The sequence below is a fragment of the Sorangium sp. So ce367 genome (assembly GCF_051520455.1).
GTDB lineage: Bacteria > Myxococcota_A > Polyangia > Polyangiales > Polyangiaceae > Sorangium > Sorangium cellulosum_B.
In genome coordinates, this window is sequence record NZ_CP150334.1 from 3,100,001 (window position 1) to 3,113,480 (window position 13,480).

A 13,480-nucleotide genomic window follows, 5' to 3' on the forward strand; every position below is an offset into this window, starting at 1 on the left:
CCTCGCGGCCGCCAAGCTGTACTTCGGCTCGCCCCTGCCGCTGCCGTTCTATGCCAAGTCGACGAACCTCTACGGATCAGGGATCCTCCGCGCTTACCGGGGCCGGCCGACCATCGATCTCGTCGACTGGCTCGAGTTCTTCTGGCCGCTCTTCACCGTCATCGCGCTCGACGTGCTCGTGGGCCTCGGCGCGCGGCAGGCGAGGCCCGGCGCGCCGGCAGGCGAGGGGAGGAGGAGCGGCCCCCGGGCCTTCTGGGCGGAGTCCTCGGCGTTCGACAAAGGGGTCCTCGCCGCGACGCTCCTGTGCCTCGCGTATTCGTGGCTGTTCGTCGTGCCGATCATGGGGTTCTCGCAGCGGTTCTATTACGCGCCGCTGCCAGGCCTCATCTACCTCGCTTGCCGGAGCGCCGCCCGGCTCGCGCGGACGCTCTCCGACGCGATCGGCCAGCCCGCGCCGGCCGCCCTGCCCCTGGCCGGCGTGGCCGCGCTGGCGATCCTCTGGCTCCAGCTGTCGGCTCCCCTCGCCGCGGCAGGCAGGGACCTCGCCGGCGCCGTCGCGGCGAAGCGGCTCGGGCATTTCAACATCGTCAAGCACGGCAGCACCTCGGGACCGCAGAAATACTGGTTCGCGATCGATCGCGTCTCGAAGCTCCCCGACGACCTCGTCATCGCCACGACCGAGGTCGGGATGCTCGGCGCGATGAACCTCAACAAGACGATCATCGACATGGCCGGCCTCAACGACCGGCGCTTCGCGCTCGAGCCGTTCTCCGCGGACAGGTTCTTCGAGGCCTACAAGCCCGATCTCATCTACATGCCACACCCTCATTACGTGCAGATGACCGAGGATCTGACGGCCCACCGCGAGATGTCCGGCTATGTCGTCTACTCGAAGTCGAAGCTCGGGACATCCCAGTTCGGGATCGCCGTCCGGCGTGACAGCCCGTATTTCGATCGATTGCAGCAGATCGTGAAGGAGAAGATGGGCTCGAAATGACGTCGCGCGCCGCGCGGTCGACGCAGCCTGCCCGCTGCCCGGCGACCGTGCATGCCGCCGACCGTCTCCAGCCAGGCGATCGACGCTCTTCCCGCGATCCGGGGCGTCTGATACCATCGCTCCCGACCGCGGCGGACGCCGCACTGGAGCATGACGTGAACTGTCCGAAATGCACGGCCTCGATGGATATCGTCACCTTCGGCGGGATCGATGTCGACCGGTGTACGGCGTGCGGCGGGATCTGGTTCGACAGCCGCGAGAAGGAGTCCCTCAAGGCCATGGACGGCTCCCAGCAGATCGACACCGGCGACCCCTCGGTAGGGCGGAAGAACAACCAGATCCGGCGGGTGCCGTGCCCGCGCTGCTCGACGCCGATGGTGCGCATGGTCGACCCGCAGCAGTCGCACATCTGGTACGAGAACTGCAGCGTCTGCGGCGGCGTCTACTTCGATGCCGGCGAGTTCCGCGATTACAAGGAGCACACGCTGAGCGACTTCTTCCGGGATCTGTTCGCGCGCCCGCGCGGCTAGAGCGGCGGTCACCCGCTTCGGATACGGGCCCATCTCGTCGTTTTCGGTGCTCAGCGCACAGGAGTGCGCTTCCGCACCGAAAACGCCGATCTGGACCCGTCTCCTGTGCGGGAGACCGCCGCTCTGCGTCGCGTGCACCAGAGGCGGGGGCGGGAACCGCTCTAGAGCGATTTGCAGTTGAGCTTGGTACAAGCTGAGCATGGTCGGGCGGGACGGTGGCATCGCTGATGCTGCTGCCTACCGCATGGGCCCGTACAGCATCCATCTGCGGCAGCGGATCATCGACGCCTACCAGAACCGTGAAGGAAGTATCCGGGAGCTGGCCGAGCGGTTCGAGGTCGCCCCGAACACGGTGCAGAACTATCTCACGCAGCTGCGCGCCACGGGCGACCTCGCGCCGAGTCCGCACGGCGGCGGCACGCCACGGAAGTTCGACGAGACGGACGAGCGGGCACTGATTAAGCTGCTGGAAGAGAAGAACGACCGGACATTGGCGGAACTGATCGAGCAGATGGAGCAGCGTCACCATGTGCACGTCAGCGTCTCGACGATGAGCCGTACGCTGCACCGGATGGGGATCACCCGAAAAAAAGGACGTTGGGTGCCAGCGAGCAAGACCGCCCGGACGTTCAACAGGCCCGCGCGAGTTTTCAAAATTGGGCGGGGACCACAGATGCGCGCCGCTTGATCTTCGTCGACGAGTTCGGCGCCAACCTGGGCATGACCCGGCTCTATGGCTACGCCCTGAGCGGGCAGCGGGCCTACGGCAAGGCGCCGGCGAACGCGGACCCGAACCTGACGCTGGTGCTCGGGCTGGGGCTGCAGGGGGTGGTGGCGCCGGTGGTCTTCGAAGGCGCCATGAATCGTCCTCGATTTGAGACGTACGCCCAGGAATATCTGGCTCCGGTGCTGCGGCCTGGCGACATCGTGCTCGTGGATCGACTCAAGCCACATCTATACCCCGAGGTCCGCGCGGCCATCGAGGCGACGGGTGCCGACTACCACCCGCTGCCGCCTTACTCGCCGGATTTCTCGCCGGTGGAAGAGTGTGGCAGCAAGATCAAGCAGACCCTCCGCACCGCTGGGCAGCGGACCGTGGTGGGCGTGCTCGACGCGATGGACAGGGCCCTCCACCAGGTGACGCCGAAGGACGCCGAAGGCTGGTTCCGCCATGCGGGTTACCTCGACCGACCTCCTCGTCCCAGACCGCAGCGCAGGGGCACGCCTCGGAGCCGTGCGCCGCGGGCTCGCACGCCTCGCAAAAGTCGCGCTCGGGATCCGCCAACGCCCAGCTCGAGGGGCACGGTCTGTACCAAACCCAATCGCGAATCGCTCTAAGGAGCCCGTCCGTCCGCTCCCGGGAGCGTGCTCGGCCCGGGGAGCTCGGGGCCGGAGTCCTCACGGGCCTCGGGGAACGTCGCCAGGAGCTCGCCGGCGCGGAAGACCCACAGCGTGCCGGGCGTCGCCTTGAGCCAGAGCTCGTCGCGCGTGAGCGGCTCAGTGGCCACGACCGCCATCCGCGCGTCGGGGCCGACGCCGTGGAGGTCGTTGAAATTCACCTTGAGATCCGCGTCCACGAGCGTGGCCTCGCCGAACGGGGCCTGGCGCAGGATGCAGGACAGGTGGTCGCCGCAGCGGGCGAAGAGGTGCTCGCCGTCCGCGAACAGGAAGTTGAAGACGCCATCGGCGCCGAGCTCGTTCCCGAGCTCGTACAAAAGGCGCCCCAGCTCCCGCGCGTCGCCCGGGTACCTCTCGCCGAACGCGCTCCGGATCGCCTCGAGGAGGATGCAGAAGGCGTGCTCGCTGTCGGTGTCGCCGACCGGCGTCTCGACGTGGAGCTTCCGATCCCTGACCGTGGGCAAGGTGCCGTTGTGCGCGAACACGATGTGCCGGCGGTGGAGGACCCGCATGAAAGGGTGCGTGTTCTTCAGGGCCGCTCCCCCGCGCGTCATCTTGCGCACGTGCGCGATGGCGAGGGCCGTGTGGATCGGGTTCTCGCGGATGAACCGCGCGAGCGGGCTCGAGAAGGCCGGGTGAGGCTCGAGGAACGTGCGCGCGAACAGCCCATCGTACAGCGAGACGCCCCAGCCGTCCGCGTGCGGCCCCGTCTGCCCGCCGCGGAGCGCGAGCCCCGTGAACGAGAACACGATGTCCGTCGGTACGTTCGACACCATGCCAAGCAGCTCACACATGACGGGCATCCTCCCGCGGCGCGCGCGCGCCGTCGACGATCACGAGCCCCGTGACCCCGCCTCCCGCGGAGACGTTGCTGACCTCCGAGGCCGAGAGCCGGACCATGGCGCCCTCCATGCGCGTGGTGAAGGTGGGGAGCGGGCCCTCCACGCCGCGGGCGAAGACGAAGGGGCAAAGGTCGAAATAGACCTGCTCTTCCTCCACGGCGCCGCCGCGGAACGTCGGCATGCGCGCTGTGCGCGGGCGGCGCCGCTCCTGCGCGATCCAGGGCTGATCCGCGGCGGCCCGGACTGCCTCTCTCCACGCCGCCGGCGTCGCCGTCCACCCGAGCAGCACGCCTTTGCCGCCGTACTCGTCGTTCGGCTTCAGCACGAAGCTCTCCTGCTCTCCGAGGAGGAGCTCGACGAGATCCACCTCGCGGCCCCGCCACGCGGCGCGGCCCGCGGTCACCCGGCGCGTCCAGGGGACGTGCTCCGCGATGGCCGCGCGCTGCTCGGGCGTGAACAGGCCCGAGAACATGGGGTTGCTCAGCACGGCGAACGCCGCCTTCTTGTTGAGGGGCCTGATCCTGAACGAGTTCGCCACGTACGCCGCGCGATCGCAGTAGGCGCGGATCAGGGGGTGATTGAGGCCGCGCCGCCCGATGAGCTCCTGCGTGATCACGCGCCGGTAGACGAGATCGATCCGCTCCCCGCCCGCTCCGAGGCGGCGGCCGTCGTACGTGAGCTCGTCCGGATCGACGATCGTGGTCCGGTGCCCCTCGGCCGAGAACAGGTCGGCGAGCACCCTGAGCTCGGCCGAGGTGTCGACCGTGGCCCAGTCGACGATGGCTATCGCGGGCCGCGCCTCGCGCCCGCCCCACGCGGCGTAGCCCTCGCGCAGGGCGCCGAGGAGCGCCCGGTGCGGCGCCGGCGTGCGCAGGCCGTGCCCGTCGCGGAGCGGCGCGAGGTGGGGGAGCGCCATCAGCGTCCGCTCGACGAGGATCTGGTCGGTGAGGCCGGCGGGGGAGTCGGCGTTGTACTCGATGAAGGAGAAGCCGCCGTCGGTGATCAGCATGTCGAGGCGCCCGACCGTGTGGAGCGGCCCCGGACCCGGCACGATCGCGGCGAGGGCGCGCTCGTCCGCCGAGAGCCCGACCTCCTCGGCCAGGAAGTCGTCCCGGATCGCGCGCTGCGCGACCCTCTCCAGCGCGGAGGCGATCTGCTCGGCCGCGCGGGCGATCGCGGCGAGGTCCTGCTCGGCGATGAGGTAGGGCCGCAGATAGCGGCACAGCGGGCGCGCGCCGTGGACCAGCCCGAGCCGCCGCTGGGCCTCGAGGAACGCCTCGAACCGCGCCGCGTCCATCGCCCCCGGCGCGGCGAGCCGGGCGTCGAGCTGCTCCGCGAGGGATCTCGTGGCGTCCTGGCTCATCGGCGACCTCATGTCGCGCCCGCGCGCGGGGTCCCCCAGGCGTGCACGGGCGCGCCGGAGTCGACCTCGGCCATGTACCGCTCCAGCATCTTCCTCAGCGCCTCCTCACGCGACGCGGAGCCCATCTCCAGCGCCGAGAGCGCGCGGAGCTGCCATGTGGCGCCGGTGATGCCTTTGGCGACCCGCGCCTCGAAGATCTGGAGATAATGGCGGGCCTCGTCCCCGTCGACCCCCGCGGTCACGAGGCCCTCCTCGACCCGCGGCAAGAGCGAGAGGAGGAGATCGCGCGCGCGGACGCACCTCGGCGCGGCCCCCGGTACGGCCGGCCAGACGAGCTCGGCGTCGAGGCCGTAGTGCGCCGCATGGTAGAAGTTCCTCACGGCGAGCTCGAACGGGAACGACGGCAGGAGCTCTGCGATGGAGGGCGCGAGGGCGAGGATGCCCCCGAGCAGGAAGCTTCCGTTCGCGAGCATGTCATCGAGCGTGGGCCCGGACGGCAAGGCGCGCAGCTCGATCCGCAAGTGGCCGTCGCCGGCCGGATCGTACACCGGTCGATTCCAGTTCCAGACGGTGCCGTGGTGCAGGCGGAGCTCGTGGAGCTGCGGTATCCCGCCGGCCCGCGCGCAGCCGACGACGTCCTCGTCGCCGCACACGGGGAGGATGGGCTCGTGCAGCGCGACGCTCTCCATGAAGAGCTCCGCCGCGCCGTCGCGCACCCAGCCGGTCCCGAAGCCGATGCGGGCCGGCATCTTCCAGTCCGCGCCGGGCGCCGGCGGGCGATCGTCGCCGGCCTGCTTGAACACCGCCACCCGCGTCTCGTGCCACAGCCGGTGGCCGAGGAAGGTGGGCGAGTTGCACGAGGCCGCGAGCGCGGGCGCGGTCATCATCATGGCGGCGTTGAACAGCCGCGCGAAGGCGTCGGGCGTGGCCCGGAGGTGGATCTGAAAGGCGGTGTTCGCCGCCTCCATCGCGGGGTCGTCCGACGTGAGCTCCAGCGGCTCGGCGCCGTCGATCTGGATGTGGAAGGGCGCCCTGCGCAGCCTGCAGAGCCCCGCGGCGAGCGCCCGGTACCGGGGCAGGTTCGTGATCGTCGCTGGGCTGAAGTCGCGCCGCTGGAAGGTCGGCAGGATGCTGACCGGGACCACGCGCGCGCCCCGCGCCGCCGCGCGCTCGCGGATCGCCTCGACGGTCGCGCGCATCTGCTCGCGCAGCGCCGAGAGAGGCCTGCCGGCGAGCGGCACCGGCTCGGTGCTGAGCTCGATGTCGAACGCGCCCATCTCCGGCGTGATCATCGGGCTCGCCGCGGCGCGCGCGATCTCCGCCCCGATCGGCACGGGGCGCGCCTCGCGATCGACGAGGAACATCTCGAGCTCGGCGCCGATCGTGGCTTCCCCGTGGCCGAACCCCGGCCGGGCGAGCACCATCTCCAGCGCCGCGAGGTTCTGCTGGAGCCGCGTCTTGAAGAGCCGATAATCGACGGTCTTGAAGTGGTCTTGCTGGATCTCGATGCCCAAGGGACCTCCCGCTGCGATGCCGGCGAGGGTCCGTCCTCCAGCACGGCGAGCGCCGTGGGCTCCAGGAGAGCTCGCCGCCGGGATCGCGATGTTCCCGCGCCCTACGCGCCGCGCAATGCAAGCGCAGGGCCACGGGCGGCGGTCTCGACATGAAGGAGGCCGGAGACCGCCGCCCGCTGGCGTCGAGCTCGATCGGTGTGGCGCGGATGCAGCCTGTGGCAAAACGCGCCGTGGGCGCTGGGTGAAGGTGTTTCCTGGGTTTCGTGCGGGTGTCGGGGAGGTTTCATCCCGGGCGCCGGCTCATCGGTCGATGTGCGGGACGCGCTCGACAACACACGCGCCCGCCTTGCAGCGAGCGACCGAGTCCTCCTTCGGCGCCATGCACTTGGCGACCGGGCAGCTCTCGGCGGCGCAGCTCGCGGCGCGCCACTTCTGGAGCTCCGCGAGCGCGTCGCGGTGGAACGCCTGGTCGCACGGCGGGCACAGCTGGTCGCAGCACTGCCCGGCCCGCGCGCAGGACGCCACGCAGTCGGCGTCGGCCTCGCACCGAAGCTCCGACGCCGCAGCGCGCGGCTCGCCGCCGGCAGCCGGCGGGGGCTGCGCCGCAGGCGAGGTCTCCGCCCCCGACGGGGCCGCCGGCGGAGCCTCGACTCCCGGGGTCTGCGGCGCGGGTTCCTTGGTGCAGCCGGCGAGACAGGCGAGGCCAGCGAGCACGAGCGAGCGAGAGGGCAACGAGATCTTCATGCCGGCCATGATGGCACGGGGCGAGCCCGCGGCGCGCGGGGAGATGGCCGATCCAATTGTTCTTTTGCGCCTTTGCGCCTTTGCGCCTTTGCGTTGAATCTCCCTCCGGATCCCCCGGCCGGACTCCTGCCAGGAATGCTAGCAGAACGAGAGCGGCTGCCCCGTGGCCTCCACGACGGCCATCCACAGGTCGTCCGTCGGGTCGACCTGCTTGCGCATGCGGACGGCCAGGGGCATTGGCACGTGCACGAAGCGGCCGTGCCACCGGCCGATCAGCATCTCGGTGTTGCCCGCCATCGCCGCGTGGACCGCGTTCCGGGCCATGTTCCAGCAATACACGCTGTCCGACGGGGACGCGGGGACGCTGCGGATATGATAGCTCGGGTCGAGGTACTTCAGCGTCGCCTCGACGCCACGCGCCCGGAAGTGCGCGTTGATGCGGTCGCGCAGGAAGAGGCCGATGTCCTTCAGCTTGAGGTTGCCGCTGAGATCCGTCGCCATGGGCTCCGCGCTGGAGGTGCAGTGTTCTTGCATGGCGCCCTCGGCGACGACGATCACGGCGTTGCCGTGGCCGGCGAGCCGGCGCTCGAGGTGCGCGAGCAGCCCGCTCGGGCCGTCGAGCTCCGCGTGGACCTCGGGGATGAGGACCACGTCCACGTCCGCCGACGCGAGCGCCGCCGCGCACGCGATGAAGCCCGAGTGGCGGCCCATCAGCTTGACGAGCCCGATGCCGTTCTTCGCCCCCGAGGCCTCCACGTGCGCGCTGCGGATGACGTCGACGGCGGCGGCGAAGGCGCTCTCGAAGCCGAAGCTGCGGTCGATGAACTTGATGTCGTTGTCGATGGTCTTGGGCACGCCGACGACCCCGATCGACAGGCAGCGCTCCTCGATGGCCCGGACGAGCGACATCGCGCCGCGGATGGTGCCGTCGCCGCCGACGACGAAGAGGACGTTGATGCCGAGGGCCTCGAGCGTGTCCACCATCTGGTGTGGGTCCTGGTTGCCGCGGGAGGTGCCGAGCACGGTGCCGCCCATGCGGTGGATCTCCTCGACGCTCCGGGGATCCAGGCGCATCGGGGCGTGCCCGAAGCGGGCGACGAGCCCCTCGTAGCCGTAGCGGAAGCCGAAGATCTCCGGCACGCCGTAGCTCTGCGCCATCGTGAGCACGAGGCCGCGGATGACGTTGTTGACGCCGGGGCAGAGCCCGCCGCACGTCACGATGCCGGCGCGCATCTCCTTCGGATCCCAGAAGACGCGGTTGCGCGGCCCGGCCAGCTCGAACGCCGGCGGCCGCGCGCCGGAGGCGTCCGCGAGGACGGCGGACAGGCGATCGTTGAACAGCACCTTGTCGGCCTCGCCGACGTACACCGTGGCCTTCTCGCCGAGCTTCTCGGCGACGGGCGAGGGGTGCCGGCAAGGGCCGAGATCCTTGATGGCGAGGTCGGCAGGGGTCACCACGCGCAATGCCTCCAGGTGGGGAGAACAGCGCCCCTCCGGCGAGCACCGCCGCGGGGACCCTGCCATGATCGGACGGCGCGTGTTTCGGCCGCTTTTCAGGAGCGATAAGCTATCGTAACGCCGCGCGGTTCCGTTCCGACGCGAGGCGCCACGAGCGACAGCGCGTCATGCGCAGCTCCCGTTTTTCGTGAACCAGGCCGCCAGCATGTCGAGAAAGACACGGGTCTTCGGGACGAGCGTGCCGCCGGGCGGGAAGACGGCGTGGACGTCGAACCCCTGAGGCGTCCACTCCTTCAGGACCTGGACGAGCCGCTTCTTCGACAGGAACGGGCGGACGAAGTAGAGGGGCGCTCGAACGATGCCGGCGCCGGCCGCGGCGGCCTGCGCGGCCAGCTCGAAGCTGCCGACGGAGAGGCGCGGGCGCACGGCGATGGACCGCGTCCTCGAGCCAGCGACGAAGGGCCATTCCTTGGGCCCCTCCTCGCGCGCGACGACGATCGTCTCGTGGCGGCCGAGATCCTCGGGGCGGGCCGGGACGCCGCGGCGGTCGAGGTAGCGGGGGCTCGCGTAATAGCCGCCCGTCGCCGTGCCGAGCCGCCGGGCGACCAGCGAGGAGTCGTCGAGCGGGCCGACGCGGATGGCGAGATCGAAGCCCTCGCGCGCCAGATCGACCCTGCGCGCCGAGGTGTCCAGCTCGACGAAGACATCGGGGTAACGGGCCAGGTACGGCGTGACGACGCTCTCCAGCAGCGCCCCCGCGAGCGCGGCCGACGTCGTGATCCGCAGCAGCGCGCTCGGCTTCGACCTCGCCAGCGCGACCACGGCCTCGGCGTCGCGCGCGGCGGCGAGCGACCTTCGCGCGTGCTCGAAGTACGCGCGCCCTTCATCGGTCAGGCGCAGGGAGCGCGTGGTCCGGACGAGGAGCGAGACGCCGAGCCGCTGCTCGAGCTCCTGCACCCGCGCGCTGAGCGTCGCCTTGCGCGCCCGCATCGCGCGGGCAGCCGCGGTGAACCCATTGGCCTCGACGACGGCGACGAACGCGGCGAGCTCCTCGAGCGAGCGGCCCGATTGGTACTCCACGCGTTCCAGTCTGGCCCCGATGTGGCCTATTGTCAAAAAGGGTGCCGGCGCGCATCGTCTGGCTCCACAGGCGCCGCGTGACGCTGCGGAGCGCGCCTCGATTGCACGACGATGCACGCGATCAGGAAGGAACCACCCATGATTCTCGTGACGGGAGCCGGAGGGACTGTCGGAGGCGCCCTCCTCGATGAGCTGAAGTCGATGGGCGTGAAGCCCCGCGTCGCCCACCGCTCCAGCGACAAGGCCGAGAGGGCCAAGGCGGCGGGGCACGACGCCGTGATCCTCGACTTCGCGAAGCCGGAGACGCTGCGGCCGGCGCTCGACGGCGTCGATGCCGTGTTCCTGCTGGGGTCCGGCGGCGCCGGGCAGATCGAAGCGGAGATCCGGGTCGTCGAGGCGGCCAGGGCCGCCGGGGTGAAGCGGCTCGTGAAGCTCTCGGTCTGGGGCGCCGGGGACGAGGCGTACTCGTTCGCGAAGATCCACCGGCCGATAGAGCGCGCGGTGGAGGCCTCGGGCCTCGCCTGGACGTTCCTCAGGCCGAACGGCTTCATGCAGAATTTCGTGACCTACATGGCCGATTCGATCAGGGCGCAGGGCGCCTTCTACCTGCCCGCGGCCGACGCGAAGATCAGCCATATCGACGTGCGCGACATCGCGCGGGTCGCGGCGCTGGCGCTGACGACCTCGGGCCATGAAGGCAAGGCATACGAGCTCTCCGGCCCATCGGCGTTCTCCTACGGCGAGGCGGCGGACATCCTCACGCGCGTGCTCGGCAAGGAGGTGCGTTATGTGGCGGTGTCCGACGAGGCGGCGAAGGCCGGTATGGTCGCCGGCGGGATCCCCGATCTCTATGCCGATGCGATGATCGACCTCAACCGGCTCTACCGGAGCGGCGCCGGCGCCGGCGTGACCTCGGCGGTGAAGGACGTCACCGGGCGTGAGCCGATCGGCTTCGAGCGGTTCGCGCAGGACCACGCGGCAGCGCTCCGCTGAGGTGCGCGCGTCGATCGTCCGGTGCTCTGGATCTAGAATTCAGCCATCAGCCCTACCGACGGGTAGACGATGAAGCTGTCGAGGTCGACCGCGACCGCCCTCTGGCCGAGCACCGTGAGCTCACCGCTCGAGAAGATCTCCGCCATCGTCAGCTCGAAGCCGAAGAATACGTGTTTATAGCCGAGCGCGACACCGGCCTGGCCGCCCACGTAGAAGCCGGTGCCGGAGAACGACGCGAGCTCCCGCTCGCCCGGATAGCCGGTGAAGGCGGGCAGGTCGAGGACGAGCGCGGTGTCGAAGGTCGTGAACATCAGGCGCGGGCCGCCCCAGACCCGGTACCACGTGCCGGCCTTCCCGATCTGGATCGGCAGGTCGACCTGCCATCGCGTGAAGTCCTCGAGCTCGACGATGCCAAGGATGCTCCCGACGGGGAACTCCATCACGTAGCGCCCGACGCCGGCGCCGGCCGTCAGATCGACGCCGTGCCTGTCGCTCTTCAGGAGCTGGTAGCGGGTGCCCAGGCGGAACGCGCTGCCGGTCGTTCGGAGGTTGATCTCCCAGCGATCGAGCGCGGTGTAGCCGATGCCGAGGTGCGGCGTGACCGAGGGCGGGTTCAACGCGAGCGCGCCGCCCGCCTCGAAGAGCGCCTGCCGCTCGGCCTCGGACAGCTCTCGTGACTCCGCGGCGTCGGCCAGCACGACGCCGGCGTCCACCATCGACGCCAGCGTGCCGGTCGGGATCGAGACGTCGAGCCCGAGCTCGGCCTGGACATGGCCTTTCTCGGCCACGTGGGCCGGCTGGAGCGTGGAGAGCGCCGGGGCGCAGCCGCAGGTCCACAGGGCGAGCAAGGCGAGGGGGCGCGGAAGCATCGGCAGGTCACGCTACCATGACCGTTCTCTCGAGGCGCGCGTCGACGAGCGCGCGCCGGTCCCGGACACCGGCCTCTATCCGTGCGATGACGGCGAGATCCGCGCGGTGGTGCGGACGGGGACGGTCATCCCGGGTCGGGGCATTCTGGCCGGTCGTCGCGCGGCAGGCCGGCTCTCGCAGGCGTCCAGGCGGGCGGGTCGCTGGCAGGGAAGGATTGCTGACAGGCCTCTTCCACGACATCACCCACAGGCACGGCCGGCGCGACCCGCGCCGCGGCTCGCACCGCGCGCAGCCCCTTGGCCGGGCGCGCCTCGTCGCCTGGCTCTCTCGATCCACTCCGGGTCGCCCGCGCCTGCGCGTGTCCCATGGTGCGTCCTCCGCCGGCGGACATTGCGCCTCGCCGCCGCCGTGGCAAGGTCCTGCGCTGCGCTGACGATCTCGGACGACCGAGCAGGTCGCAGCTGGCGGAGGGCCGCGCTCGACGCGACGTGACGGCGCGGCGATCGAGCGCAGGCGCTCGCGGGAGGAGCCCACGATGGACAAGGCGAACCAGCCGTTCCGGGTCGGGATTTCAGGGTCCTACGGCGGCATGAACCTCGGCGACGAGGCCATCCTCGATGGCATCGTCACGCAGCTCCGGGCGTCGATACCAGCGGAGATCACCGTGTTCTCGCTGTGCCCGGAGGACACGAAGATGCGCCACCAGGTGGAGCGCGTCGTCCCCGTTCGTGACCTCACACGAATGGAATCGACCGCCGAGATCGAGCGCCTGGATCTCTTCGTCCTCGGCGGGGGAGGCATCCTGTACGATCGGGACGCGCCGGTCTATCTGAGAGAGGCGCTCATCGCGGAGGAGCGCGGCGTGCCCGTCGTGATCTACGCCGTGAGCGCCGGGCCGCTGTCGGACCCGAGCGCGAAGCAAGCCGTGCGGGCGGCGCTGAACGCCGCGGACATCGTCACCGTACGAGACAAGCAGGGACGTCGCCTCCTCGAGGAGGTGGGGGTGAATCGCGAGATCCGCCTCACGGCCGATCCGGCCCTGCTGCTGCGCGAGGAGGCGCTGCCCATCGAGGCCATCCGGGCCGAAGGGGTCGAGTTCGAGCGGCACCTCGTCGGCTTCTCCGTCAGGGAGCCGGGCCCGGCGGCGCCCGACATCGACCCTGACGAGTACTATGGCCTGCTCGCCAACGCCGCCGACTTCGTCGTCGAGCGCCTCGACGCGGACGTCGTGTTCGTGTCCATGGAACGGACGGACGTGCAGCACAGCCACGCGGTCGTCGCCCACATGAAGAACGCCGAGCGGGCAGAGGTCTTGAGGCGCCGGTACACGCCGCAGCAGATCCTCAGCCTCGTCGGGCACCTCGAGTTCGTGGTGGGCATGCGCCTCCACTTCCTGATCTTCTCGGCGCTCCGCGAGACCCCGTTCGTCGCGCTGCCCTACGCGTCCAAGGTCGCGGGGTTCATCGAGGACCTCGAGATGGAGACCCCGCCCCTCGGGACCATCAGCTCCGGGCAGCTCATCGCGAGGCTCGATCGCTCGTGGGACACGCGTCACGAGATCCGCGCGAAGATCCGCCGGCTGCTCCCCGGCCTGAAGGCCAGGGCGAGGGAGACCAACCAGCTCGTCACCGAGCTCCTCGCGCGGCGAGCTCCGGCGGCGCAGCCGGCGCGGAAGAGCGCGTGAGCGCGGG

13 protein-coding genes (1 of these 13 only partly in view) are annotated in these 13,480 nt (G+C 70.5%); 6 read left to right on the plus strand and 7 right to left on the minus strand.

Translation table 11 applies throughout. The features are described 5' to 3' along the window. The 4 genes from WME97_RS12090 to WME97_RS12105 all read left to right on the plus strand — a co-directional run. Positions 1-997, plus strand: the 3' portion of a protein-coding gene (locus tag WME97_RS12090; protein WP_437552053.1) for a hypothetical protein. It extends 803 nt beyond the left edge of the window; the window shows 997 of its 1,800 coding nt (coding positions 804-1,800); its start codon lies off the left edge, out of view; the stop codon is at positions 995-997. Positions 998-1,152: 155 nt separating this feature from the next. Next, positions 1,153-1,527, plus strand: a complete 375-nt coding sequence (locus tag WME97_RS12095) for a zf-TFIIB domain-containing protein (RefSeq protein ID WP_437552054.1) — start codon at positions 1,153-1,155, stop codon at positions 1,525-1,527. Positions 1,528-1,726: 199 nt separating this feature from the next. Then, the gene (locus WME97_RS12100; protein ID WP_437541932.1) at positions 1,727-2,215 is read left to right on the plus strand and encodes a helix-turn-helix domain-containing protein; all 489 of its coding nucleotides are present in this window, start codon (positions 1,727-1,729) and stop codon (positions 2,213-2,215) included. Continuing rightward, positions 2,212-2,865 (plus strand): transposase, encoded by a 654-nt coding sequence (locus WME97_RS12105; protein ID WP_437542332.1) that lies wholly within the window; start codon positions 2,212-2,214, stop codon positions 2,863-2,865. The genes WME97_RS12100 and WME97_RS12105 overlap by 4 nt, the downstream gene beginning before the upstream one ends. On the opposite strand, the gene WME97_RS12110 is transcribed toward WME97_RS12105, so the two are convergent. The 6 genes from WME97_RS12110 to WME97_RS12135 form a co-directional block, all read right to left on the minus strand. Further along, a complete protein-coding gene (locus WME97_RS12110; RefSeq protein ID WP_437552055.1) occupies positions 2,862-3,719 on the minus strand; it encodes a class II glutamine amidotransferase in 858 nt (285 codons plus the stop codon). The genes WME97_RS12105 and WME97_RS12110 overlap by 4 nt on opposite strands. After that, the gene (locus tag WME97_RS12115; RefSeq protein WP_437552056.1) at positions 3,712-5,130 is read right to left on the minus strand and encodes a hypothetical protein; all 1,419 of its coding nucleotides are present in this window, start codon (positions 5,128-5,130) and stop codon (positions 3,712-3,714) included. Before WME97_RS12115 ends, WME97_RS12110 begins: the two co-directional genes overlap by 8 nt. A gap of 8 nt (positions 5,131-5,138) precedes the next feature. Further along, positions 5,139-6,644, minus strand: a complete 1,506-nt coding sequence (locus WME97_RS12120; RefSeq protein WP_437552057.1) for a hypothetical protein — start codon at positions 6,642-6,644, stop codon at positions 5,139-5,141. Positions 6,645-6,944: 300 nt separating this feature from the next. After that, positions 6,945-7,388: a hypothetical protein gene (locus WME97_RS12125; RefSeq protein ID WP_437552058.1), complete on the minus strand. Its 444-nt coding sequence runs from the start codon at positions 7,386-7,388 to the stop codon at positions 6,945-6,947. A 138-nt stretch (positions 7,389-7,526) separates the two neighbouring features. Next, positions 7,527-8,846 (minus strand): ATP-dependent 6-phosphofructokinase, encoded by a 1,320-nt coding sequence (locus WME97_RS12130; protein ID WP_437552059.1) that lies wholly within the window; start codon positions 8,844-8,846, stop codon positions 7,527-7,529. A 165-nt stretch (positions 8,847-9,011) separates the two neighbouring features. Then, positions 9,012-9,926: a LysR substrate-binding domain-containing protein gene (locus tag WME97_RS12135; RefSeq protein ID WP_437552060.1), complete on the minus strand. Its 915-nt coding sequence runs from the start codon at positions 9,924-9,926 to the stop codon at positions 9,012-9,014. A gap of 138 nt (positions 9,927-10,064) precedes the next feature. On the opposite strand from WME97_RS12135, the gene WME97_RS12140 reads away from it, so the two are divergent. Further along, the gene (locus tag WME97_RS12140; RefSeq protein WP_437552061.1) at positions 10,065-10,919 is read left to right on the plus strand and encodes an SDR family oxidoreductase; all 855 of its coding nucleotides are present in this window, start codon (positions 10,065-10,067) and stop codon (positions 10,917-10,919) included. 32 nt (positions 10,920-10,951) lie between these two features. On the opposite strand, the gene WME97_RS12145 is transcribed toward WME97_RS12140, so the two are convergent. Continuing rightward, positions 10,952-11,788 carry a hypothetical protein gene (locus WME97_RS12145; protein WP_437552062.1) on the minus strand — a complete coding sequence of 279 codons (837 nt, stop codon included), beginning with the start codon at positions 11,786-11,788 and terminating at the stop codon, positions 10,952-10,954. A 536-nt stretch (positions 11,789-12,324) separates the two neighbouring features. Between WME97_RS12145 and WME97_RS12150 the strand changes: the two genes are divergently transcribed. Next, positions 12,325-13,473, plus strand: coding sequence for a polysaccharide pyruvyl transferase family protein (locus tag WME97_RS12150; protein ID WP_437552063.1), 1,149 nt, complete (start codon positions 12,325-12,327; stop codon positions 13,471-13,473). Positions 13,474-13,480: the final 7 nt, after the last annotated feature.